The following is a 22,023-nucleotide window of genomic DNA, read 5'->3' on the forward strand; positions in this document are numbered from 1 at the left end:
GAAACGGGCGGCTCAGGCCGGGACCGGCGTCAATCCCAGTGCGCCTGCGACGAATCGGTGAACCGAAGCCAGTCCGGCGGCCAACGCCTCGTCCTCGCCGGGACGAGCCCACCCCGTAACGGTCGCGGTGTTGTCGGCACCCGGCGTCACACCGATCTCGGCGACCATCTCGGCCGTCGTCGGAACACAGACCGCCCACGAGAAATGCGACTCATCCGCCCACTGCGCCGACCGCGTGGCCACGTACTCGGGATCGGTGATGCCACCATCAGCCAGCGCGGGACGATCGTCGATGCGCTCGTCGGCACGCAGCGCGCGCAGATACCAGGACCCTGCGTTGATCTCGATCGGTTCCACGCCAGCAGCCTAGTGTCCGGATCGTCGCGGCCGACCGCGCACAGCGCTGTCAGGCCGGAGTCAGATCGACGCCGCTCGGTGGACGCAGACGATACAGCGAACCGGTCGACGCGGTGACATACAGTGCGAGCCGGTCGCCGTCGGGAGCGATGCGCACCGAAGTCGGGCCGGGCGGGATGTTCACCGTGTACATGCCGGTGCTGAGGTCACAGGTCTTCCCCGAGGCCGGGTCGTACCGCGAAACCTTCCCGGAGAAATTGACGGCCACGTAGATCTGGTCGCCTGCGGTGGCTTGGAGGTCGTCGGGGGCCTCGATGAGCGCACCGAAGCCGCCGGGCAGCGTCGTGTATTCAGCGGGGGCGTCGAGGGGGACGCGGTAGAAACCACCGGTCGTCGAGTTGCCCACGTACACGGCGGTGCGGTCCGGGGTGAGTGCGAGGCCGTTGGAGCTGGGGACGGGCGCCCAGTTCGGCGTATAGGTCCCGGTCGCTGGACTGTATCGGGAAACGCCGGTGCCGGGGCCGACGACGACAGCCCAGCTGAACAGCAGGTCACCGTCGGGGAGCAGGAGCAGACCGTTGGGGGCGGTGAGGCCGTCGACCAGCACCTCGACCGTGCCGGTGGTGAGGTCGAGCCGGTTGAGCGCGCCGGTCGGCAGATTCAGCAGGTTGGCTTCTGGACTGTCGCCGGAGATGAAGTACAGGGTGTCGCCGACGAGTCGCATGCCCGCAGGCGAGTCGATCCCGGACGCGACGGTGGTCACCCTGCGCTCGGCGTCGACGTGGTAGATCACGCCGCGCTCGAGGCCTGCCAGATAGAACCCACCCGCACCATCGGGTTCGAGGTTCTCCAGGACGCCGAGCCCGGAGACAACCTCCGACGACTCCCACCCGTCGCCGCAGGCGGTAGGCGGCTGGGCCGAGACCGGCGCGAGGGTGATCAGGGGTAGCGCCGCGAGGGCGACAACCCAGATCGGCCGCACTGACAAGTTCCCGCGAACCCGCTTGTTCATGAATGAAACGCTATGCCGCGCAACATGTATCGCACAATGCTCAGATGGCACACACAGAAGCGCAGGTGCCGCGTCGGCGTCCCAGTTCGTGAACTCCGGGTAAGGAACCGTTCAGGCCGTGCGGAGAGTGCCGCCACCGAGGACCGAGTGGACCGCTGTGCGGCCGATGTCAAGGGCGCGGGTGAGCAGGTCGGTGTCGCGGGCCGCGCTGTCGATGGCGGGGGAACCGGCGGGCGGGTGAACCTGCAGAACCTGATCGCCGAGACCGGCCAGGTAGCTGTCTTCCATCGCCTGCTGACCCGGCCGCTTGGTCCAGGCACGGAAGGCGCCGGGCGCGATGGCCCGCATGTAGCCGCCGCCGACCACGCGGTGCAATAGCGAAGCGGGCGGACGGAATTCGTCGGTGCGGCGGGTGCGCAGGACCAGCGCGTGGGTGATACCCGCGGTCACGGCGGTGCGGATCGGGACGGTTTCGGTGAGGCCGCCGTCGAAGTAACTGCCGCCGCCGAGGGTGACCGGCGGTCCTGCGAGCAGGGGAAGGCCCGCCGAGGCCCGCAGCGCCGTCATCAGGGTCTGTTTGTCGGTGATGTAGGGCCCGAGGTCCACCGACTCGCCGGTGCGGATGTCGGTCGCGATCGGGTGGAAAGTGGTGGGGTTGGCCAGGATCGCGGGAAAATCCATCGGCTCGATGCCGTCGTACACGCGATTCACGAGATAGTGCAGATCGAAAACCGGTCGGCCGCGCAGGATGCGCACCGGGTCGACCACGCGGCGCATGATCGCCGGATCGGTCCACGAGCGCATCCCCGTCGCCGCGCGCCCGCACAGCAACCAGGCGCCGTTGATCGCCCCGGCCGACGTCCCGTACACGGCGTCGAACACCTTCGCCAGGCCCAATTCCTCGAGCGCCTGCACCATGCCGCTGGAGTAGACACCGCGGCTGCCACCACCCTCGATCACGAGCGCGAGGCGATTGCCGTCAGCGCGATGACCGGCGTCCCGACGGCCCTGGATCACCTCGGCCACCGTCGCCGAACCCGGCGTCGAGAGCGGAGCCGGATCGGTGTGCGCAGTGGTGGTCACCCGAACCACGATACGACAGAGATCCGCCGCTCGGCCCGGGCAGATGCGTGATCTTCGCTGTCAGTCCGCCTCCCCGCAACCTTCGCCGGTGGTGCGGAGGCGGCCGCGTGCGTGTCGGCACGTTGTCACCGTTCGGGCGTACCCGGCGATGCGAGATCAGTTGTTGCGGAGCGCACTGCCAGGACCGTGCCCTGGGTGACGGCCGCGACCGGCAGCCCGGTGACGACAACGGGCGCCGGTCCGTGAAGACCGACGCCCGTTGGAACAGGTATTAGCTACTTGATCTCCGCCAGGACGGTGCCCTGGGTGATCGCCGCACCCGCCGCGACCGACAGCCCGGTGACGACACCGGCCTTGTGCGCGTTGACCGGGTTCTCCATCTTCATGGCCTCGAGCACCACGATCAGATCGCCCGCCTCGACGCTCTGGCCCTCTTCGACCGCGACCTTCACGACAGTGCCCTGCATCGGCGCGGTGACCGCGTCACCCGACGCCGCACCGGCACCGGCGCCACCACGCTTGCGCGCCTTCGGCTTCTTGCGGATCACACCGTTACCGGCCGAACCGGCCGCACCGCCACCGAGGGTGAACTGACCGGGCAGCGACACCTCGACGCGACGCCCACCGACCTCGACGACAACCTTCTGCCGGGGCAGATCGTCGTCATCGTCGTCGGCAGCGCCCGCAGCCGTGTACGGCTCGACGGTGTTGTTCCACTCGTTCTCGATCCACTTGGTGTAGACATCGAACTTCTCGCCGTCACCGATGAACGCCGGGTCCTCGATGACCGCGCGGTGGAACGGGATGACCGTGGCCAGGCCCTCGACGTCGAACTCGGCCAGCGCGCGGCGCGCACGCTGCAGCGCCTGCTCACGGTTCTCGCCGGTGACGATCAGCTTGGCCAGCATCGAGTCGAACTGACCGCCGATGACACTGCCCTGCACCACACCGGAGTCGACGCGCACACCGGGACCCGAGGGCTCGCGGTACACGGTGACCGGGCCGGGCGCGGGCAGGAAGCCGCGACCGGCGTCCTCACCGTTGATCCGGAACTCGAACGAGTGCCCACGCGGGGTGGGGTCTTCCTTGATGGTGAGCTCGTCGCCGTTGGCGATCGCGAACTGCTGACGCACCAGGTCGATACCCGCGGTCTCCTCGGTGACCGGGTGCTCCACCTGCAGGCGGGTGTTCACCTCGAGGAACGACACGGTCTCGCCCTGCACCAGGTACTCCACGGTGCCCGCACCGTAGTAACCGGCCTCGCGGCAGATGCGCTTGGCCGACTCGTGAATCGCGGCACGGACGCTGTCGGACAGGAACGGCGCGGGCGCCTCCTCGACGAGCTTCTGGAAGCGACGCTGCAGCGAGCAGTCGCGGGTACCGGCGACAACGACGTTGCCGTGCTGGTCGGCGATGACCTGGGCCTCGACGTGGCGGGCCTTGTCCAGGTACTGCTCGACGAAGCACTCGCCGCGACCGAAGGCGGCGATGGCCTCACGGGTCGCCGACTCGAACAGTTCGGGGATCTCCTCGATGGTGTGGGCGACCTTCATGCCGCGGCCACCGCCACCGAAAGCGGCCTTGATGGCCACGGGAACGCCGTACTCCTTGGCGAACGCGACGACCTCGTCGGCGTTCTTGACCGGGTCCTTGGTGCCGGCGGCCATCGGCGCCTTCGCCTTCTCGGCGATGTGGCGCGCGGTGACCTTGTCACCCAGGTCGCGGATGGACTGCGGCGACGGGCCGATCCAGATCAGCCCGGCGTCGATCACGGCCTGGGCGAAGTCGGCGTTCTCGGAGAGAAATCCGTAACCGGGGTGGATCGCGTCGGCGCCGGACTTGGCCGCGGCGTCGAGGATCTTGTCGAACACGAGGTACGACTCGGCAGAGGTCTGACCGCCGAGGGCGAACGCCTCGTCGGCGAGCTTCACGAAGGGAGCGTCGGCATCGGGCTCTGCGTACACCGCGACGCTGGTGATTCCCGCGTCCTTGGCAGCCCGGATCACGCGAACCGCGATCTCGCCGCGGTTAGCTACGAGTACCTTCGTGATCCGTGCGCTGGCATGGCTGGGCACTGAGCCTCCTGTTGTGCAATCTTTGGTCGCGTCGGGGAACGGGTCGCCGGTTAGGCCCCGTGCCCGGTATCGACAACTTTCGTCTCGGGCGAGTGTAGGCAGTGTGCCAACCCTGCTCGAACTCGGCTAGCCCTACTGTGGAGTAGGTCGCAGGTCACACTACGCGGCGTCGGGTGATGTGAACATGTTTCAAATGATCTGATTCGCGGCACCGGGTTCGGTGCCGGAGACGATCGGCACGCGCACCGAGTTGCCCCATTCGATCCACGAACCGTCGTAATTACGCACCGACCTGCGGCCGAGCAGGAAGGTCAGGACGAACCAGGTGTGGCTGGAGCGCTCGCCCACCCGGCTGTACACGACCAAGTCCTCGGCGGGCAGCGCGCCGTAGACCTCGTCCAGATCGGCGCGCGAGCGGAACCGGCCGTCGTTCGTGGCGGCCGCGTTCCACGGAATGTTCACCGCGGTGGGCACGTGGCCGCCGCGCAGGGCCGCGTACTCCTGAGCGAGTTCCTCACCCGAGTACTCCTGCGCCGAACGCACGTCGACCAGTGGCTTGCCGAGCCTGCCGAGCACCTCCTCGCGGAACGCGCGCGCGGTCGAGTCGTCGCGCACGACCTCGGGATAGTCACTGGGCGTGGGGACGGGCTGGTCGAAAGTGGTATCGCGTTCCTCGGAGATCCAGGCGTCGCGGCCGCCGTCGAGCAGGCGCACGTCCTCGTGCCCGAACAGCGTGAAGATCCAGGCGGTGTGCGCGGCTTGGGCATTGCCGCGATCGCCATAGATCACCACGGTGTCGTCGCGCTCGATACCCTTGGCGCGCATCAGTTCGGTGAAGCGCTTGCCGTCGACATAATCGCGGGTCACCGGATCGCTCAGATCGCCACGCCAGTCGATCTTGACCGCGCCCGGGACATGGCCGATGTCGTAGAGCAGGATGTCATCGTTGGACTCGATGATTCGTAAACCACGCACGCCGATGTTTGCGGACAGCCATTCTGTGGTTACCAATCGTTGCGGGACTGCGTAGGAACCGAAGGCGGGGTGCGGATCCAGGGCGACGGGCACGGTGTGGTCCTTCACGCGAGTTGGGTGGGTGCGAACACTGTGTGGTCGCTCCCGATGGTAAGTGTGTGGTGGCACATCACGAATCGACACAATGGGCGAATAAAGCGCACGGATGTCCGATAAAGTCTCTGGAGAGGAGGGGTGAGCTATGTCCGATTCTTGGCCGCGACGGCGACTGCTCGCGATCCTACGTGGCGCCACCGAGCCCCTCGATGCCCAGGAACTGGCCCGCATCACCGGACAGCACGTCACCACTGTCCGATTCCACCTCGATGTCCTCACCCGCGAATCGCTCGTTCGCCAGTTCCAGCAACCGCCGCGCGGCCGCGGACGCCCACGCATCGGCTATCGCGCGGTGCAGCGCTCGGTGGGGTACCAGGAACTCGCGCAGGTGCTCGCCGACCATCTCGGCCCCGATCCGATCGCCCGATCCGCCGCCGCCATGGCCGCGGGTCGCGCGTGGGGCGCGCGGATGGACATCGGCGCCCAGCCGGTGGAAACCCTCGCCGACGCGAGGGACATCACCATGTCGCTGATGTCGGAACTCGGGTTCGCGCCAGAGAAGGAGCCCTCCGGTGAGACGCCGGAACACGTCCAGATCAACCTCACCGCCTGCCCGCTGCGCGAACTGGCCCGCTCACACGCCGAGGTGGTGTGTGGGGTGCACATGGGCATGATGCGGGAAGTGCTCGAACGCAACGGCGCCCGCGGCCGGGTGGACGTGCAGCTGCATCCGTTCGTCGAGCCAGAACTGTGCACGGCCCGCCTCGACCTGACGATGAACGCGCCCGATCGGACCCCGGCCAAGGAGCCGGGGGAGCAGCACGTGATCGCGCCGTCAGTCCCTCGGGTCCCGCCACAGCTGCGTGACGCCGACGCCGACGTCTTCGAGCAGTCGGCGCAACAGCGGTAGACCGATCCCGATGACGCTGGACGGGTCACCCTCGATCCGGTCGACGAACCAGCCGCCCAGCCCGTCCAAGGTGAACGCGCCCGCGACCTTCAGCGGCTCGCCCGAGGCGATATAGGTATCCAGCTCGTCCGGCGTCGGCTTCGCGAAATGCACGGTGGTACTGCTGCATTCGGCCGATTCGGCGACGATCGCACCGTCGCGTAACCGCAGCACGCAGTGCCCGGTGATCAGATCCGCGCTGCGGCCCGCCATCGTGGCCCAGCGCTCGCGCGCCACCTCGGGGGTGTGCGGTTTGCCTTGCAACTGCCCGTCGACGAGCAGCATCGAATCACACCCGACGACGACGCAGTCATCGCTCAGTTCGGGAATCGACGCGGCGACGTCGGCCGCCTTGGCGCGAGCCAGGGCGACCACGACGTCGTGCGAGGAGGTGCCTGCGGGCAGTGCCGCCGACACCGCGTCCTCGTCCACGCCCGAGACCCGCACCACGGGATCGATGCCCGCGGTGCGCAGAATCCCGAGTCGTGCGGGTGACGCCGATGCCAGAACGAGTCTGGTCGAGGTCAACGCAGGTGCGACAGCATCGGGTACACGTACGGCGAGAACGGGTTCGTGCCCCGATGCATCAACGTCTGTGCGCCCCAGGCGTCGGCCGGTCCGTTGGAGCCACCGGCGGGCGCGCTGGCGGCCGCCGCGCTCAGGACGGCGACCAGTGCCGCGATGTCCTGATCGGTGGGCGAACCCTTGAGAATGCGGAACAGCGGCTCGCCCGCGGCGTCGACGGGGGCCTCGACCACCGCGTCCACCGTCAGTTGCGCCTCTTCGACGAGTGGTTCGACGACGAGCTCGAGCTCGGCGACTGTCAACACGTCTTCTTCTGCCACAGTTGTCACAGTGCCAGATCCTTCCTGCACTTACGTCGCTTCACAGCGCGGTTGCCGCGATCATTCCCGGTACAACCGCGCCGATCAATAGTTGCTTCCCACAATCAGTGTGCGCGGGTCTTCGGGAATATCGCGTTTTCAGAGCGGAATGTTGCCGTGTTTCTTCGGCGGCAAGGTCACCATCTTCCGCTCGAGCAGCCGCAGCGCCGACACGATCTGGCCACGCGTGTGCGAGGGCGGGATGACCGCGTCGACGTAGCCGCGCTCGGCGGCGACGTAGGGGTTCACCAGAGTGTCCTCGTACTCGTTCTGCAGCTCGAGGCGCAGGGCATCGACATCGTCACCGTTGCGGGCGGCCTCGGCCAGCTGCTTGCGGTAGACGAATCCGACGGCGCCCGAGGCGCCCATCACGGCGATCTGCGCGGTCGGCCACGCCAGGTTCACATCGGCGCCCATGTGCTTGGAACCCATGACGTCGTAGGCACCGCCATAAGCCTTGCGAGTGATGATGGTGATCTTTCCCACAGTGGCCTCACCGTAGGCGTAGAGCAGCTTCGCGCCACGGCGGATGATGCCGTTGTATTCCTGGCCGGTGCCGGGCAGGAAGCCGGGCACGTCGACCAGGGTGATGATCGGGACGTTGAAGGCGTCGCAGGTGCGCACGAAGCGCGCGGCCTTCTCCGAGGCGTCGATGTCGAGGCAGCCGGCGAACTGGGTCGGCTGGTTGGCGACGATGCCGACGCTGCGGCCGTCGACGCGACCGAAGCCACAGATGATGTTCATCGCGCGCTCGGCCTGGACCTCGAGGAACTCGTCGTCGTCGAGCAGACGGCGGATGACCTCGTGCATGTCATAGGGCTGGTTCGGCGAGTCCGGGATGATCGTGTCGAGCTCGATGTCCTCGGCGGTGAGGGCGTCTTCGATCGCACCGTCGATCGGGTCGGTGGGCGCGTGGCGCGGCGACTCGGCGCGGTTGTTGCTCGGCAGGTAGCTGAGCAGGTCCTTGACGTAGTCGAGGGCGTCCTGCTCGCCGGAGGCCACGTAGTGGGCCACGCCGGACTTCACCATGTGGGTGTGCGCGCCGCCGAGGTCCTCCATCGAGACCTCTTCACCGGTGACGGTCTTGATCACGTCGGGCCCGGTGACGAACATCTGCGAGGTCTGATCGACCATCACCACGAAGTCGGTGAGCGCGGGGGAGTACACGTGCCCACCCGCAGCGGCGCCCATGATCAGCGAGATCTGCGGGATCACGCCGGAGGCCTGCACGTTGCGGTGGAAGATCTCGCCGTAGAGCCCGAGGGAGACGACACCCTCCTGGATCCGCGCGCCCGCGCCTTCGTTGATGCCGACCAGCGGACGGCCGGTCTTGATCGCCAGGTCCATGACCTTGACGATCTTCTCGCCGTAGACCTCGCCGAGGGAGCCACCGAACACGGTGACGTCCTGCGAGAAGATGCACACGTCGCGGCCGTCGATGGTGCCGTAGCCGGTGACGACACCGTCGCCGAGCGGTCGGTTGCTCTCCAGGCCGAAGTTCACGCTGCGGTGCTTGGCGAGGGCATCGAGTTCGACGAAGGAGCCTTCGTCGACCAGGGCCAGGATGCGCTCACGCGCGGTCATCTTGCCCTTGGCGTGCACCTTGTCGACCGCGGTCTCACCCATCGGGTGTTGCGCTTCTTCCAGCCGATTCCGCAGATCAGCCAGCTTCCCGGCGGTGGTGTGGATATCGGGGGTGCCCGCCGATTCCGATGCGGGCTGCTGCTGGACACTCGTCATGGGTTGCGAGTGTAACGAGTGACACCGTTACGCACTACGGCAGTCTCGCTTACCGGTCAGTAGAGAAACCCCAGCTAGGTATGGTCGTGACCATTAACAGAACACTCCAGTAACCTCCCGAGAATGAACCGGGCACCCTTGGATGTTCAGCGTCTGCGCAGCTCGACGGGAGTGTCGTTCTTCGACCGGATAGATGTGGTCGAGTCGACCGGATCTACCAACGCCGATCTCGTCGCCCGCGCTGCCGACCCCGCTGTCGACCGTCAAGCCCTGCTCGCCGAGGAACAGGTGAGCGGTCGCGGCCGACATGCCCGCGCGTGGGTGAGTCCGCCCCGCGCGCAGATCTCGCTGTCGATTCTGGTGCGCCTGCCCGGCATCGATCCCACCGCGCTCGGTTGGTTGCCGTTGCTCACCGGCATCGCCGTGGTCGACGCGCTGCGCGGTGCGGCCGGGGTTTCGCCGGAACTGAAGTGGCCCAACGATGTGCTGCTCGACGGCCGCAAGCTCGCGGGCATTCTGGCCGAGGTCGCTCAAACCGGGATCGCTCCCGCGGTGGTGGTCGGCATCGGCATGAACGTCGACCTCGACGAGTCGGAACTGCCTGTCGCCCACGCGACTTCGCTGTCGCTGGCCGGAGCTTCCGACATCGACCGCACCGCCCTGGTCGCGGCGATCCTGGCCGAATTCGCGCGCCGCTTCACCGCGTGGGAACGGTCGGGCTGGGACACCACCGAGCTGGTGGCCGAATACCGCGAGCGGTGCGCCACCATCGGGATCGAGGTGCGCGCCGAACTGCCCGGCGGGACGGTGCTCACCGGGGTGGCGTCCGGCGTCGACGACACCGGACGGCTGCTCATCGGCGAGCGGGCGGTGTCCGCGGGCGACGTCTCCCACCTGCGCGGACAGTACTGAGGACGGGTCCTCGACGGACCCGTCCCAGGCACGGATCAGCGTGCGGCCGCACCCGCGGTCGCACGCTCGGCCACCTCGCGCTCGCGCGCGAGCAGCCGGTCGCGCTGCTCTTCGAAGCGCAGCACGTCCTTCTCCAGCTTGTCGATGAACAGGGCGAGTTCATCGCGTGCCGCTTCACCGCGTGCGCCGAAGTCGTTGCGCTCGAAGACGTTCCACTGCTTGAGCACCGGGCGCACCACTTCGTCGAGGTGCTGGCGCAGGTCGTAGATGCCGTGCTTGGCCATCAGTACGCCGTTGCGCCGCCAGTTGGGCATGCCCGCGCCCGGCATCTGGAAGTTGGTGAGCACCTTGGTGATCGCGGGCATCGCCTGGTCGGGGGCGAGGTCGAGGGCCGCCGCGCACAGGTTGCGGTAGAAGATCATGTGCAGGTTCTCGTCGGTGGCCACGCGCGCCAGCATCTTGTCGGCGACGGCGTCGTCACACACGCGTCCGGTGTTGCGGTGGCTCACCCGGGTGGCCAACTCCTGGAACGTCACATACGCGACGTTGACCAGGAATCCACCCCAGTTCGCCGGCGCGTGCGCACCCTGGGTCATGTGGACCATCCGCGCTTCTTCGAGGGCCACCGGGTCGACGCCACGGGTGACCACGAGGTAGTCGCGGATCACGATGCCGTGGCGGTTCTCCTCGGCGGTCCAGCGGCCGACCCAGGTTCCCCACGCGCCGTCGAGGGAGAAGTTCTCGGCGATCTCACGGTGATAGGACGGCAGATTGTCCTCGGTGAGCAGATTGGTGATCATCGCGGCCTTGGCGACGTCGGTGAGCCTGGATTGCGAAGGCTCCCAGTCGGTTCCGCCCATCGCGGCGAAATTGCGGCCTTCCTCCCACGGCACGTAATCGTGCGGATTCCAGTCCTTGGCGATGGAAAGGTGCCGGTTGAGGTTCTGTTCGGCCACAGGTTCGAGGGCCGTGAGGATTTCGAGCTGAGTCAGATCTTTGGTCACGCGTGCCTCCACTGTCGGTGTCGAGCAAGCAGATATGGGCAAAACCTGGCATCTAGCGTGTAATCCACAGTATCGCCTCGGTCGTGGCATCGAGAAATGCGGTGTGCCATCGCGGTACTGTTCGGGGCATGGGTTACCCGGAGGATGTCCTCGCGCCCGACGAGCAGTTGATCCTGCACCGCCACCCGCATTGGAAAATGCTGGTGTGGCCCATCGTCTTTCTCATCGCGGTCACCGCGCTCGCCGGTTTCCTCGGTGGGCTCGCCTACCGCAACACCACCGGCCACGTGCGCACGGTGCTGCTGATCCTGATCGGGCTGATCTGGATCGGGCTGATCGCGTGGCGGGTCGTCGCGCGGGTGATCGCTTGGAAGTCCACGCATTTCATCGTCACCGGGCGACGGGTGCTCGTGCGCCAGGGCGTGCTCACCCACACCGGCATCGACATCCCGCTCAGCCGCATCTCCAGTGTGCAGTTCCGCCACGGGCTCTGGGACCGCGTACTCGGCACCGGCACGCTGATCATCGGGTCCTCGTCGGAGGAGCCGCTCGAATACGACGACGTACCCCAGGTGCAGCAGGTCCACTCGCTGCTCTACCACCAGGTGTTCGAGGCGGGCCGTTCCGCCAACGAACAGCACTGGGGCGGCGGCTACCGGTGACCCTGCTCGGAAACCTCGATCCGGCGCCGACGCGCAGCGTTCCTCAGCCGCGCATGGCCGGAGCGCAGGCGGAGGTTTCGCAGATCAGGCGCCGACGCGTAGCGTTCCTCAGCCGCGCATGGCCGGAGCGCAGGCGGAGGTTTCGCCTAACCTGTGCAGATGACCGCAGTACTGCTGGCTGAAGACGACGAGGCGATTGCCGCACCCCTCTCGCGTGCGCTGGGGCGTGAGGGCTACACCGTCACCGTCGAACGCTTCGGCCCCGCGGTGTTGCGCCGGGCCCTCGAGGGCAACCACGACCTGCTCATCCTCGACCTCGGCCTGCCCGGCATGGACGGCCTGGAAGTCTGTCGGCAGGTGCGCGCGAGCGGCGCCGATCTGGCGGTACTCATGCTCACCGCCCGCACCGACGAGGTCGACTTCGTCGTCGGTCTGGACGCGGGCGCCGACGACTACGTCGGCAAACCGTTCCGGCTGGCCGAACTCCTCGCCCGCGTGCGAGCCCTGTTGCGGCGCAGCGGAATCGGTGACGACGCGGTGGAGGTCGGCGCGATCCGGCTCGAACCCGCGGCGCGCCGCGTGCTGGTCAATGGCGCCGAGGTGAACCTGGCCAACAAGGAGTACGAGCTGCTCAAGGTGCTCATCGACCGGGCCGGTCAGGTGGTGGCGCGCGAGACCATCCTGCGTGAGGTCTGGGGCGACGCGGATCTGCGCGGTTCCAAGACCCTCGACATGCACATGTCCTGGTTGCGTCGCAAGATCGGCGACGAGGGCCCGATGGCGGAGCGCCGGATCGTCACCGTGCGCGGTGTCGGGTTCCGGCTCAACACCGACGGACCCACCTCGCACCGAGGCTGACGGGTGCGCCGCCGCATCCTGCGTTCGATCCTCACCGTGTTGACCATCACCACGGTGGTGCTCGGCGTGCCGCTGATCTACACCGCCTGGCTGTGGGTCGAGGACATCACCCGCAACGACCTACAGAGTCGCCTCGAACGGATCTCGACCGAGGTGATCGCCCAGGAAGGTGACGACGGAACCGTCCCCAACGGTCTCGACGTGCGGGCCATGAGCGCGCTGGTCCCCGAGGGCGGCAAGCTCACGATCGTCTATCCGGCCCCGCACGACAATGCCGCGCGCACCGATATCGGCGCCGAGGAAGTCACCGATCCGCTGGTCGAATCGCTGTCGATGGGCACCTCCGGTTCGCTGCGGCTCGAGGTGCCCGCCGGGCCGATGCATTCGCGCCAGGAGCAGGCGGTGGCCGCGGTGGCGTTGGCCGTGCTCGCCTCGCTCGGTGCGGCGTTCTCGGTCGCCGTGGTGACCGCGCGCCGCGTCGCCGACCCCCTGCGCGATGTGGCCGCCAGGGCCGCCCGGCTGGCGATGGGCGACTTCCGACCCGATCCGCGCCGCCACGGCATCGCCGAACTCGACCGGGTCTCCGACGTCCTCGATTCGGCGACGGTGGAGATCGCGGGCCGCCTGCAACGCGAGCACGCGCTGGTAGCCGACGTTTCCCACCAGCTACGCAGCCGCCTGACCGCCGTTCGGCTGCGCCTGGACGAGTTGTCCACCCACGCCGATCCCGAGGTGGTGCACGAGGCCGAGGAGGCGATGGCGCAGGTCGACCGACTCACCGAGGCCATCGACGACCTGGTCCGCGCCTCCCGCGACGAAGACGCCACCGACCGCGATCCGGTCCCGGTGATGGCGGAACTGCGCGGGGTGGTCACCGAGTGGACCCACCCGTTCCACGAGGCCGGACGCGAACTCCTCCTGCTCGGCGACGAATCCCTACAGGCCCCGATCAGCGGTTCCCGGCTGCGCGAGGCGGTCGCGGTGCTGGTCGACAATGCTCTGATGCACGGCGGCGGCACCTGCACGGTCTCGGTCCGCACCGTCCCGACGATGAGTTCGCGCGATCCGCTGATCTGCGTGGAGGTGTCCGACGAAGGGGAGGGGGTGCGCGATGAGCTGGCACCGCACATCTTCGATCGTGGGTTCTCGGCGGGCGGGTCGACCGGCGTCGGTCTCGCGCTCGCCCGCGCGCTGGTCGAGGCTGACGGTGGTCGGCTCGAGCTGCAACGTCGACGCCCTGCCCTGTTCGCGGTGTTCCTCGGCTCCAAGCCCAACCGTCCGCAGAACGCGACGCTTACCGAGCCGCGCTGAGTCAGCGGCTCAGCTGTGGTGGCCCTCTTCGACCAGGTCCTCGAACTCCTCGACGATCTCGTCCATCTCGTCGGGGAACACCCAGCGCCGCATCGCCCAGAACCGGAACGCCATCTGCAGCAGGTTGCCGATGATGAACGCGCTGAAGAAGTCGGCCAGGTTCTCGACCAGGAAGCTCACATGCGGCTGCCGCAGATCGAGCACATAGATCGAGATCCACAGCGGGATATTGGCCAGGACCACCCCGACCCCGCTCACCCCGAAGAACAGCAGCGCCTCGTGATGCTTTTCCCGCCCGCCCCGGTTCTTGAACGACCATTCCCGGTTGAGAACGTAGGACGCGATCACCGCGACCACGCCGGAGATGATCTTGGCGGTGATCGGCTTCTCCGAAAGGATCGTCCATTTCAGGAGGTAGAACAGGCCGCTGTCGATGACGAACGTGGTCGCTCCGACAATGGCGAACTTGATCAGCTCTTTATGCTTGATCGCAGTCGCACGCATGCGCGGGGGTAGGACGTTGACCACGTCGTCGACGATTGACACGAGTTCTGAGTGTACCGGTCGCAAACATTTGCTTTCGACATGACAACATTGTCCGACGTGAGTGCACGTTCATTCGATCCGTCAGCCATGCCCACCGTCACGATGGTCGGTGGGGGCCAGCTCGCGCGCATGACGCACCAGGCCGCGATCGCCCTCGGCCAGCGTCTACGGGTGCTCGCCGAGCGGCCCGACGACCCGGCCGCCCAGGTCACCCCCGACGTCGTGTTCGGCAGCCACGACGACCTGTCCGCGCTGCGCAAGGCCGCCCACGGCTCGCACGCGCTGACCTTCGACCACGAGCACGTGCCGACCGAGCACCTCGAGGTTCTTGTTGCCGAGGGTGTGAATGTCGCCCCGCCGCCGCAGGCACTGATCTTCGCCCAGGACAAGCTGGCCATGCGGTTGAAGCTGTCCGGGCTGGGTCTGCCGGTTCCGGCGTTCGTCGAGGTCACTGCTGTTTCCGACGCCGTCGCCTTCGGTGACGAGCACGGCTGGCCGTTCGTGTTGAAGGCCGTGCGCGGCGGTTACGACGGTCGTGGCGTGTGGATGCCCGCGGACACCGCCGAGGCCACTCAGCTCGTGACCGATCAGCTCGCGCACGGCGTGCAGCTGCTTGCTGAGTCGAAGGTCTCACTGAAGCGTGAGCTGTCGGCGATGGTCGCCCGCTCGCCCTTCGGACAGGCCGCGACCTGGCCCGTCGTGGAGACCGTGCAGCGCAACGGCCAGTGCGCCGTCGTGATCGCCCCCGCCCAGGACCTGGACGAGGACGTGGCCGCCCGCGCCGAGACCATGGCGCTGGAGCTGGCCGCGGGCCTCGGTGTGGTGGGTGTCATGGCCGTCGAGTTGTTCGAAACCAACGACGGCGAACTCCTGGTGAACGAGCTCGCGATGCGCCCGCACAACTCCGGCCACTGGGGCATGGACGGTGCCCGCACCGGCCAGTTCGAACAGCACCTGCGCGCGGTCCTGGACTACCCCCTCGGCGACACCAGCCCGCTCGCTCCGGTGACGGTGATGACGAACATCCTCGGTGCCGCCGAAGCTCCCGAGATGTCGATGGACGAACGCCTGCACCACCTGTTCGCCCGCCTGCCCGAAGCCAAGGTCCACCTCTACGGCAAGGGCGAGCGCCCCGACCGCAAGATCGGCCACATCAACATCCTCGGAGACGACGTCGTCACGGTCCGCGAAAAGGCCGAGCGTGCGGCCCACTGGATGTCGCACGCCGTCTGGACCGACGGCTGGGACCCGCACGGAGAGTGAGATCCCTTCGCCCGCAACAGGTTTCGAGCGGGCGCCCAGTAGAGCCCCTCGGGTGCGAAACTGCCGCGTCACCCGTCACACCCGACAACCCTAAGGAACTCACGTGAGCACCAACGGACCTCAGGTCGGCCTCATCATGGGCAGCGACTCCGACTGGCCGACCATGGAAGCCGCCGCAGAAGCCCTCGCCGAATTCGGCATCCGCTTCGAGGTCGGCGTCGTCTCCGCCCACCGCACCCCCCAGCGCATGCTCGACTACGCCCGCGAAGCAGCAGACCGCGGCCTCAAAGTCATCATCGCCGGCGCAGGCGGCGCCGCCCACCTCCCCGGCATGGTCGCCTCCGCCACCCCCCTCCCCGTCATCGGCGTCCCCGTCCCCCTCAAATACCTCGACGGCATGGACTCCCTCCTCTCCATCGTCCAAATGCCCGCAGGCGTCCCCGTAGCCACCGTCTCCATCGGCGGCGCCCGCAACGCAGGCCTGCTGGCCACCCGAATCCTCGCCACCACCGACGACGCCCTGCGCACTCGCATGGAACAGTTTCAGGCCGGCCTCGAACAAATGGTCCTCGCCAAAGACGAAGCCCTCCGCAACAAACTCCTGGGCTAGCCCGGCGGGGCGAAACCTCGCCACGGAGTCCGAATCGCCGAATTCCAAGGAATCGCCGCCCCTTTCGTACTGATGTTCGATCGGACGTACTGTCGCCACATGGTGACCTCATCGCACGAAGCGATGCATCGGATCTTCCAGCACGATGCGGCGGCGATAGCCCACGCCTTCGCCGTACTGAAGCTCCCCTTCTCCAAGCCGACTGCGGTAGAGCAAGTTTCGGTAGACCTCACGGAGACGGCTCCGGTCGAACGGCGCGCTGACACGATCTTGGACATCACGACTGTCGATGACAGATTCCTGATGGTGGTCGAGGCTCAGTCCGCGGCCGACACTTCACGACCTGAAGCGTGGTCGTATTACGTGACCTTTCTGCGGAACAAGTACAAGCTGCCGGTCATCCTCGTCGTCATCTGCCACGATCGCGCCACCGCGCAGTGGGCAACGGCTCCGATGAAACTGGGCCACACTTTCTGGACCACGATCACACTGCACCCGTTGGTGCTTGGTCCGCACAATGTGCCGGCGATCATCGACCCGGCGGCAGTTGTCCAGGATCTACCCCTGGCGGCGTTGTCGGCTGTCACCCACGCTCGCGAGCCGGAGATCGGTGCGATACTGGGAGCGATCGTCGCGGGCATTCGTCGGTTGGGCGGAAACGAGACGACCGAGTTCTACGTCGAGCTGATCGAACAGGGCATCTCCCATACTGACGCCGCCGAGACCTGGAGGAAGCACATGGCTACCGACCTCTCGTTCTTCCGTTCCGAATCCGCGCAGAAGCTCAGGGCTCAGGGACGCGTCGAAGGTCGCGCCGAGGATGTGCTGATGATCCTCCGACACCGAGGCGTTCTCGTCACCGAGGACGCGGCGGATCGCATTCGCAGCTGTCCCGACGAACTCCAGTTGGCAACATGGCTCCGTCGATCCCTGGACGTATCTTCCGTCGAAGAACTGCTGAGTGAGTGACGGGCCTACGCGGCCGGATCAGAGGAAACTTTGCAGGATAACGGCGACGGCTTCCGGTGCCTCGACATGGGGGAATGACCCGCGGTCTCGATGATCGCGGTGCGTCATTTCATGATTTCAGGAACTCGACGAGGGTGTCGATGACCGCGTCGGGCCGGTCGACCTGGACGAAATGGGAGGTGCGGTCGACGCGCACCATTCGCGCGGACGGCAGGCGCTCTGTGAGCGCGTCGGCCACCCGCGGCGACACGATCGGGTCGGGTTCGGTGCCGTAGACGGCGAGCAGCGGTACCGGGAAACTGTCCAGGTCGGCGAGCCTGCGTCCGAGGGCGGCGAGGTCGGCGGGGCGAAGACCGTCGCGCAGGTGTCGGACGAAGGCCCGCGAGCCTGCGGAGCTCGCCAGCGCCGATCCGTACTCGCCCGCCTCTTCCAGCGACTTCACCGTCTCGTCGAAATAATGCGTTCGATGGTGCGCCCATCGGTACGGCTGTCGTCGGATGTACGCCGCGAGTCCGGCTGCGACACCGGGCACCGCCAGCACGGCGGCGAGCGCGCGGTGCTTGACCTCCGGCAACAGTGGCGAATGCAGGACCACTACCTTCCGAAACGAGTCGGTGGCGTCCAGCGCGCGATGCATCACGGGCAAACCGCCGAGCGAATTTCCCACCACCGCACAGCCTTTGATACCCAGCGCATCCTGGAACTCGCCCAGCCAATCACCGATCTCGGCGCAACGATACGTCGCATCCGGGGGAGCTTCGCTGCCACCGCAACCGGGCAGGTCGACCGCCACGACCCGAAAGTGTTCGGCGAGTTCGGTTATCACGTATCGCCACGAGTAGGACGTGGTCATCAGCCCGTGGACGAGCAGCAAGGGCGGCCCGGTTCCGCTGGTGCGGTAGCGAATTCGAATCCGCCCATACCTGGCGGAGTCCATCGGCAGGTCCATCGCGGGTAGCTGGAAGAACGAATGTGAACGAGCGGGCCGGGCGGGCAGATCCCGAAAGCGCGCTTGGCGAAAGGGGGTGGGCTGGACGGCCATCGAAGGCTCCGATCCTCTGCTATCGTTCGTTCGAACGAACGAGACAACGATAGCGCGATTCGAGTCGCCGAGGGAAGCAAGACCCATGTCACAATCGGAGCCCACCCGGGACCGCATCATCCGAGCGGTCGTGCGAATCATGGGAACCAACGGCGCGGCAGCGGTCACCAATCGGCGGATCGCCACCGAGGCAGGCATCTCGCTGGGCACGCTCACCTATCATTTCGCCACCCAGCGTGACCTGGTCGAAGCCGGCATGGCAGCCTTCGTCGCCGACGAAACCGTCAAGTTCACCCAGCTCGCCGACCGTGCCGCCGCAGGTGAGCTCGACCTCGCCCAGGCGGGTGAAATTCTCGGCGGCATCGTCACCGACACAGGCTTCGGCGGCGACCACATCGCATGGTTCGAACTCTTCGTACAGGCCGCCAGACACCCGGCCCTACATTCCGCGACCGCCGAATTCTTCGACACCTACGACCGCCTCGCGGTGTCGATCCTGCGCGCCCTCGGTGTCGCCGATGCCGAATCGGCGGCCCCACTGGCAGTCGCCGCATTGGTCGGCCTCCAGCTCCGTCGTCTCGCGGGCGGTGGGTCACCCGACCAGGTCGTCGCGGGGATGGCAGAACTGGTCGCCGTGTTCACGGGGCGGCCGACTGCCTGATCCGCGCTGAAGACCGATGACTACGGTTACACCCCGTGGCACACGACGACGCGGCGCAGTTTCGGCTTACGGTGGTTGATCAGGCGTTGCGGTTGTTCGCCGAGCGGGGGTACGAGGCGACGACGGTGGATGAGATCGCGGTGGCGGCGGGGATTTCTCGGCGGACGTTCTTTCGGCAGTTCCGGTCGAAAGAGGATGTGATCTTCGCTGATCACGAGTTCCAGCTCGCTTCGGCGGAGGAGTTTCTCGAAGGGGTCGAGGGTGATCCGTGGGAGGCGATCTGTGAGGCCGTGATCGGGGTGTTCGAGCGGTTCACGCAGTGGCGCGATATCGCGGCGCGGCGGTATCAGGTGGTGCGGCGGGTGCCGGCGTTGCGCGAGCGCGAGATCGTCACGGTGTTCCGGTACGAGCGGCTGTTCACCGAGTTCCTGCGCGCCCGGTTGCCGGAGGTGCCCGATCTCGCGCGGGTGCAGTACACGGCGGCGGTGACCGCGACCCACAACTACCTGCTGCGGCGCATGGTGCGCGGCGAATCGGGTGCCACGGTGGCCGATCTGCGCACCGAGTTGGACATGATCCCGCGTGGCAGGCGGGCCCACGCCGAGCCCGAGGACATGGTGCTCGCGGTGTTCCCGCGCGACATGCCGCCGCGCAAGGTGGCCGATCTACTCACCGCTCGCCTCGGTAACCTGTGAGTGCCGCTCATGCTGCCGAGCGCGGTGACACTGAGTGCCACCCGCATATCCGCATGTAGCGCTAGAGTGCCGCGCGTATAATCATCACTAGATTGGCACTGCGTGCCGACGCACCACGCGCTGTGACCGCAGCGATCACGACCACGACCAGGAGTGTGCCCCCGATGGCCGGTAACCCCGATTTCGACCTGTTCAAGCTCGAGGACTTCCACGACGAGCTGCGCGGCGCGATCCGCGGCCTCGCCGAGAAGGAAATCGCTCCGTACGCCAAGGACGTCGACGGCAACTCCCGCTTCCCGGAGGAGGCGCTCACCGCGCTCAACGCCGCGGGCTTCAACGCCGTGCACGTGCCGGAGGCCTATGGCGGCCAGGGTGCCGACTCGGTCGCCACTTGTATCGTGATCGAGGAAGTCGCCCGCGTCTGTGGCTCCTCCTCGCTGATCCCCGCCGTGAACAAGCTCGGCACCATGGGCCTGATCCTCAACGGCTCCGAAGAGCTCAAGACCAAGGTCCTGGCAGACATCGTCAACGGCGAGATGGCCTCCTACGCGCTGTCCGAGCGTGAGGCCGGTTCCGACGCCGCCGCCATGCGCACCCGTGCCAAGGCCGACGGCGACGACTGGGTCCTCAACGGCTCCAAGTGCTGGATCACCAACGGCGGCAAGTCTTCCTGGTACACCGTGATGGCGGTGACCGACGCCGACAAGGGTGCCAACGGCATCTCCTCGTTCATGGTCCACAAGGACGACGAGGGCTTCGTGGTCGGCCCGCTCGAGCACAAGCTGGGCATCAAGGGTTCGCCCACCGCCGAGCTCTACTTCGAGAACTGCCGCATCCCCGGCGACCGCATCGTCGGCGAGCCCGGCACCGGTTTCAAGACCGCCCTGCAGACCCTGGACCACACCCGCCCGACCATCGGCGCGCAGGCCGTCGGCCTGGCCCAGGGTGCGCTGGACGCCGCGATCGCCTACACCAAGGATCGCAAGCAGTTCGGCAAGACCATCGCCAGCTTCCAGAACACCGAGTTCATGCTGGCCGACATGGCCATGAAGATCGAGGCCGCCCGCCTGATGGTCTACACCTCCGCGGCCCGCGCCGAGCGCGGCGAGAAGAACCTCGGCTTCATCTCCGCCGCCGCCAAGTGCTTCGCCTCCGACGTGGCCATGGAGGTCACCACCAACGCCGTCCAGCTCTTCGGCGGCGCCGGCTACACCACCGACTTCCCGGTCGAGCGCATGATGCGCGACGCGAAGATCACCCAGATCTACGAAGGCACCAACCAGATCCAGCGACTGGTCATGGCCCGCAACATCCTGCGCTGACCCGCACCTGAGCGCGCGTTTCGCGGCCCCTCGAATTTCTTTCGGGGGGCCGCGCCCGTTATCGGGTCAGCGTCGAAACCACCGCCGCCCAATCAGATCAGCCGCGCCCGAACAGCCGCCGCAGGCCACGTCGCGGTGTCGGCTCCGGGGCGCCGACACCGTGGAACTGGGCCACCAGGTCAAGGATGGTCCAGACCTCGCCGGTGGTGTAGGTCGAGGGCTCCATCGAGCCGCCGAGGAACGGATAGGGCTCGGGGATGTAGACCTGGTCCTCGCCGAGCGGGCCGAGGAGGGCGCGGACCTCGGCGACGTGGTCGGGGAGTAGGACTTAGGCGGCGAAATCGGGGTCGCGCAGCACGGAGTCGGCGAAGTCTTCGATGCTGGGAAATCGGCCGTAGCTCTTGGCCGCGGCTTTGAACGGATGCAGTACCGCGAATTCCCCGCTGGATTCGGCGAGAAAGACGTGGCCGAGATCGGAATACCCGACCACGGCCTCGAAAGTTGGAAATTGTTCGGACCACCCCGGCGCCGCCTCGATCAGGCGCAGAGGTTGGATCAGCCGAAAGGCTTCGGAATTCATCCGTATATCAAAGCAGCACAAAAGCTTTCGATCCAGGCCAGGCTACGGTGATTGTCATGGCGCGCAAGAATCGGTGGGGCACTCCCCGCTCGATCTACCTGTACCGAACCCTTGGCGGTTGGCGGCACTCGATGTTTCTCCTAAACGGCGGCATGATCTGTGGTGCGCTGGGGAAGGGATCGGTTTCCACGTCTGTCGAGGTCGCGCAAGCGGAGTTGCAAGGCATCGTCGAGTTCCTTCTCGACGGCGAAGGTTCAGCACATCTGCAGTGGGGGCCGAGTGCGAACGGTGCGGGCTGGATTGCTGACGTAGATATTCGGGGATCTTTGGTAGATGACATAGCTCGGCGCGAGGGGCCGGACCTCGAGGTCGGCGACCACTAGCGTGATCGGCCGAGTGGCCCGGAGATACCGGGCC

At 67.0% G+C, this 22,023-nt stretch carries 24 protein-coding genes and 1 pseudogene; 12 read left to right on the forward strand and 13 right to left on the reverse strand.

Translation table 11 applies throughout. The annotated features are described in order from the left end of the window. Nucleotides 1-12: 12 nt before the first annotated feature. The 5 genes from ACFW6D_RS24010 to ACFW6D_RS24030 all read right to left on the reverse strand — a co-directional run bounded on the left by ACFW6D_RS24010 (nt 13) and on the right by ACFW6D_RS24030 (nt 5,595). Nucleotides 13-357 (reverse strand): hypothetical protein, encoded by a 345-nt coding sequence (locus tag ACFW6D_RS24010; RefSeq protein ID WP_379331590.1) that lies wholly within the window; start codon nt 355-357, stop codon nt 13-15. 49 nt (nt 358-406) lie between these two features. Continuing rightward, nucleotides 407-1,369, reverse strand: a complete 963-nt coding sequence (locus ACFW6D_RS24015) for an SMP-30/gluconolactonase/LRE family protein (protein WP_379331592.1) — start codon at nt 1,367-1,369, stop codon at nt 407-409. Between the two features lie 111 nt (nt 1,370-1,480). After that, complete coding sequence (locus tag ACFW6D_RS24020) at nt 1,481-2,452, reverse strand: patatin family protein (protein ID WP_379331594.1); 972 nt, start codon at nt 2,450-2,452, stop codon at nt 1,481-1,483. Between the two features lie 275 nt (nt 2,453-2,727). After that, nucleotides 2,728-4,527, reverse strand: a complete 1,800-nt coding sequence (locus ACFW6D_RS24025; protein WP_379331596.1) for an acetyl/propionyl/methylcrotonyl-CoA carboxylase subunit alpha — start codon at nt 4,525-4,527, stop codon at nt 2,728-2,730. A gap of 189 nt (nt 4,528-4,716) precedes the next feature. Next, on the reverse strand, nt 4,717-5,595 hold the full coding sequence (locus ACFW6D_RS24030) for a sulfurtransferase (RefSeq protein ID WP_379331719.1): 879 nt from the start codon (nt 5,593-5,595) through the stop codon (nt 4,717-4,719). 148 nt (nt 5,596-5,743) lie between these two features. On the opposite strand from ACFW6D_RS24030, the gene ACFW6D_RS24035 reads away from it, so the two are divergent. Continuing rightward, nucleotides 5,744-6,508 carry a helix-turn-helix transcriptional regulator gene (locus ACFW6D_RS24035; RefSeq protein WP_379331598.1) on the forward strand — a complete coding sequence of 255 codons (765 nt, stop codon included), beginning with the start codon at nt 5,744-5,746 and terminating at the stop codon, nt 6,506-6,508. Here the strand turns inward: ACFW6D_RS24035 and ACFW6D_RS24040 are convergent. The 3 genes from ACFW6D_RS24040 to ACFW6D_RS24050 all read right to left on the reverse strand — a co-directional run bounded on the left by ACFW6D_RS24040 (nt 6,434) and on the right by ACFW6D_RS24050 (nt 9,171). After that, the gene (locus ACFW6D_RS24040) at nt 6,434-7,075 is read right to left on the reverse strand and encodes a Maf family protein (RefSeq protein ID WP_379331600.1); all 642 of its coding nucleotides are present in this window, start codon (nt 7,073-7,075) and stop codon (nt 6,434-6,436) included. The two genes, ACFW6D_RS24035 and ACFW6D_RS24040, sit on opposite strands and share 75 nt — an antisense overlap. Continuing rightward, a complete protein-coding gene (locus ACFW6D_RS24045; RefSeq protein ID WP_379331602.1) occupies nt 7,072-7,401 on the reverse strand; it encodes an acyl-CoA carboxylase epsilon subunit in 330 nt (109 codons plus the stop codon). The genes ACFW6D_RS24040 and ACFW6D_RS24045 overlap by 4 nt, the downstream gene beginning before the upstream one ends. Before the next feature lie 129 nt (nt 7,402-7,530). Further along, the gene (locus ACFW6D_RS24050; RefSeq protein ID WP_379331604.1) at nt 7,531-9,171 is read right to left on the reverse strand and encodes an acyl-CoA carboxylase subunit beta; all 1,641 of its coding nucleotides are present in this window, start codon (nt 9,169-9,171) and stop codon (nt 7,531-7,533) included. Nucleotides 9,172-9,294: 123 nt separating this feature from the next. Here ACFW6D_RS24050 and ACFW6D_RS24055 point away from each other — a divergent pair, with 123 nt between their 5' ends. After that, nucleotides 9,295-10,083: a biotin--[acetyl-CoA-carboxylase] ligase gene (locus ACFW6D_RS24055; protein WP_379331606.1), complete on the forward strand. Its 789-nt coding sequence runs from the start codon at nt 9,295-9,297 to the stop codon at nt 10,081-10,083. A gap of 35 nt (nt 10,084-10,118) precedes the next feature. Here ACFW6D_RS24055 and ACFW6D_RS24060 read toward each other — a convergent pair whose 3' ends face one another. Then, nucleotides 10,119-11,087, reverse strand: coding sequence for an acyl-ACP desaturase (locus tag ACFW6D_RS24060; RefSeq protein ID WP_379331608.1), 969 nt, complete (start codon nt 11,085-11,087; stop codon nt 10,119-10,121). Nucleotides 11,088-11,215: 128 nt separating this feature from the next. Here ACFW6D_RS24060 and ACFW6D_RS24065 point away from each other — a divergent pair, with 128 nt between their 5' ends. From ACFW6D_RS24065 to ACFW6D_RS24075, 3 genes are all read left to right on the forward strand, one after another. Next, nucleotides 11,216-11,749: a PH domain-containing protein gene (locus ACFW6D_RS24065; RefSeq protein ID WP_379331610.1), complete on the forward strand. Its 534-nt coding sequence runs from the start codon at nt 11,216-11,218 to the stop codon at nt 11,747-11,749. A 159-nt stretch (nt 11,750-11,908) separates the two neighbouring features. Then, complete coding sequence (locus ACFW6D_RS24070) at nt 11,909-12,607, forward strand: response regulator transcription factor (RefSeq protein WP_056818039.1); 699 nt, start codon at nt 11,909-11,911, stop codon at nt 12,605-12,607. A gap of 3 nt (nt 12,608-12,610) precedes the next feature. Then, nucleotides 12,611-13,918, forward strand: a complete 1,308-nt coding sequence (locus ACFW6D_RS24075; protein WP_379331612.1) for a sensor histidine kinase — start codon at nt 12,611-12,613, stop codon at nt 13,916-13,918. Between the two features lie 9 nt (nt 13,919-13,927). Here ACFW6D_RS24075 and ACFW6D_RS24080 read toward each other — a convergent pair whose 3' ends face one another. Then, a complete protein-coding gene (locus ACFW6D_RS24080; protein ID WP_379331614.1) occupies nt 13,928-14,464 on the reverse strand; it encodes a GtrA family protein in 537 nt (178 codons plus the stop codon). Nucleotides 14,465-14,503: 39 nt separating this feature from the next. Between ACFW6D_RS24080 and ACFW6D_RS24085 the strand changes: the two genes are divergently transcribed. The 3 genes from ACFW6D_RS24085 to ACFW6D_RS24095 all read left to right on the forward strand — a co-directional run bounded on the left by ACFW6D_RS24085 (nt 14,504) and on the right by ACFW6D_RS24095 (nt 17,306). Then, nucleotides 14,504-15,727: a 5-(carboxyamino)imidazole ribonucleotide synthase gene (locus ACFW6D_RS24085; protein ID WP_379331616.1), complete on the forward strand. Its 1,224-nt coding sequence runs from the start codon at nt 14,504-14,506 to the stop codon at nt 15,725-15,727. Nucleotides 15,728-15,830: 103 nt separating this feature from the next. Continuing rightward, nucleotides 15,831-16,337 carry a 5-(carboxyamino)imidazole ribonucleotide mutase gene (gene purE / locus ACFW6D_RS24090; protein ID WP_379331618.1) on the forward strand — a complete coding sequence of 169 codons (507 nt, stop codon included), beginning with the start codon at nt 15,831-15,833 and terminating at the stop codon, nt 16,335-16,337. 99 nt (nt 16,338-16,436) lie between these two features. Next, nucleotides 16,437-17,306 carry a hypothetical protein gene (locus ACFW6D_RS24095; protein WP_379331620.1) on the forward strand — a complete coding sequence of 290 codons (870 nt, stop codon included), beginning with the start codon at nt 16,437-16,439 and terminating at the stop codon, nt 17,304-17,306. Nucleotides 17,307-17,415: 109 nt separating this feature from the next. Here the strand turns inward: ACFW6D_RS24095 and ACFW6D_RS24100 are convergent, their stop codons facing one another. Continuing rightward, complete coding sequence (locus ACFW6D_RS24100; protein WP_379331622.1) at nt 17,416-18,348, reverse strand: alpha/beta fold hydrolase; 933 nt, start codon at nt 18,346-18,348, stop codon at nt 17,416-17,418. A gap of 85 nt (nt 18,349-18,433) precedes the next feature. Between ACFW6D_RS24100 and ACFW6D_RS24105 the strand changes: the two genes are divergently transcribed. The 3 genes from ACFW6D_RS24105 to ACFW6D_RS24115 all read left to right on the forward strand — a co-directional run bounded on the left by ACFW6D_RS24105 (nt 18,434) and on the right by ACFW6D_RS24115 (nt 21,026). Further along, on the forward strand, nt 18,434-19,009 hold the full coding sequence (locus ACFW6D_RS24105; RefSeq protein ID WP_379331624.1) for a TetR/AcrR family transcriptional regulator: 576 nt from the start codon (nt 18,434-18,436) through the stop codon (nt 19,007-19,009). A 35-nt stretch (nt 19,010-19,044) separates the two neighbouring features. Continuing rightward, nucleotides 19,045-19,704 carry a TetR family transcriptional regulator gene (locus ACFW6D_RS24110; protein WP_379331626.1) on the forward strand — a complete coding sequence of 220 codons (660 nt, stop codon included), beginning with the start codon at nt 19,045-19,047 and terminating at the stop codon, nt 19,702-19,704. Nucleotides 19,705-19,868: 164 nt separating this feature from the next. Further along, the gene (locus tag ACFW6D_RS24115) at nt 19,869-21,026 is read left to right on the forward strand and encodes an acyl-CoA dehydrogenase (RefSeq protein WP_379331628.1); all 1,158 of its coding nucleotides are present in this window, start codon (nt 19,869-19,871) and stop codon (nt 21,024-21,026) included. Nucleotides 21,027-21,123: 97 nt separating this feature from the next. Here the strand turns inward: ACFW6D_RS24115 and ACFW6D_RS24120 are convergent. Next, nucleotides 21,124-21,330, reverse strand: a pseudogene (locus ACFW6D_RS24120) (T6SS immunity protein Tdi1 domain-containing protein); the annotation flags it as partial. A 24-nt stretch (nt 21,331-21,354) separates the two neighbouring features. Next, a complete protein-coding gene (locus tag ACFW6D_RS24125; protein ID WP_379331630.1) occupies nt 21,355-21,606 on the reverse strand; it encodes a hypothetical protein in 252 nt (83 codons plus the stop codon). Nucleotides 21,607-21,662: 56 nt separating this feature from the next. On the opposite strand from ACFW6D_RS24125, the gene ACFW6D_RS24130 reads away from it, so the two are divergent. Next, a complete protein-coding gene (locus tag ACFW6D_RS24130) occupies nt 21,663-21,989 on the forward strand; it encodes a hypothetical protein (RefSeq protein WP_379331632.1) in 327 nt (108 codons plus the stop codon). Nucleotides 21,990-22,023 lie beyond the last annotated feature (34 nt).

Origin of the sequence: Nocardia sp. NPDC058705, assembly GCF_042749305.1 — a bacterium.
Classification (GTDB): Bacteria; Actinomycetota; Actinomycetes; order Mycobacteriales; family Mycobacteriaceae; genus Nocardia.

Excerpts from the sequence above, each read along its gene's own strand:
- ACFW6D_RS24085 (WP_379331616.1), top strand. The coding sequence starts at position 14,504 with ATGACAACATTGTCCGACGTGAGTGCACGTTCATTCGATCCGTCAGCC.
- ACFW6D_RS24130 (WP_379331632.1), top strand. The coding sequence starts at position 21,663 with ATGGCGCGCAAGAATCGGTGGGGCACTCCCCGCTCGATCTACCTGTAC.
- ACFW6D_RS24105 (WP_379331624.1), top strand. The coding sequence starts at position 18,434 with ATGTCACAATCGGAGCCCACCCGGGACCGCATCATCCGAGCGGTCGTG.
- ACFW6D_RS24015 (WP_379331592.1), bottom strand. The coding sequence starts at position 1,369 with ATGAACAAGCGGGTTCGCGGGAACTTGTCAGTGCGGCCGATCTGGGTT.
- ACFW6D_RS24065 (WP_379331610.1), top strand. The coding sequence starts at position 11,216 with ATGGGTTACCCGGAGGATGTCCTCGCGCCCGACGAGCAGTTGATCCTG.
- ACFW6D_RS24095 (WP_379331620.1), top strand. The coding sequence starts at position 16,437 with ATGGTGACCTCATCGCACGAAGCGATGCATCGGATCTTCCAGCACGAT.
- ACFW6D_RS24055 (WP_379331606.1), top strand. The coding sequence starts at position 9,295 with ATGAACCGGGCACCCTTGGATGTTCAGCGTCTGCGCAGCTCGACGGGA.
- ACFW6D_RS24125 (WP_379331630.1), bottom strand. The coding sequence starts at position 21,606 with ATGAATTCCGAAGCCTTTCGGCTGATCCAACCTCTGCGCCTGATCGAG.
- ACFW6D_RS24035 (WP_379331598.1), top strand. The coding sequence starts at position 5,744 with ATGTCCGATTCTTGGCCGCGACGGCGACTGCTCGCGATCCTACGTGGC.
- ACFW6D_RS24070 (WP_056818039.1), top strand. The coding sequence starts at position 11,909 with ATGACCGCAGTACTGCTGGCTGAAGACGACGAGGCGATTGCCGCACCC.
- ACFW6D_RS24100 (WP_379331622.1), bottom strand. The coding sequence starts at position 18,348 with ATGGCCGTCCAGCCCACCCCCTTTCGCCAAGCGCGCTTTCGGGATCTG.
- ACFW6D_RS24050 (WP_379331604.1), bottom strand. The coding sequence starts at position 9,171 with ATGACGAGTGTCCAGCAGCAGCCCGCATCGGAATCGGCGGGCACCCCC.
- ACFW6D_RS24115 (WP_379331628.1), top strand. The coding sequence starts at position 19,869 with ATGGCCGGTAACCCCGATTTCGACCTGTTCAAGCTCGAGGACTTCCAC.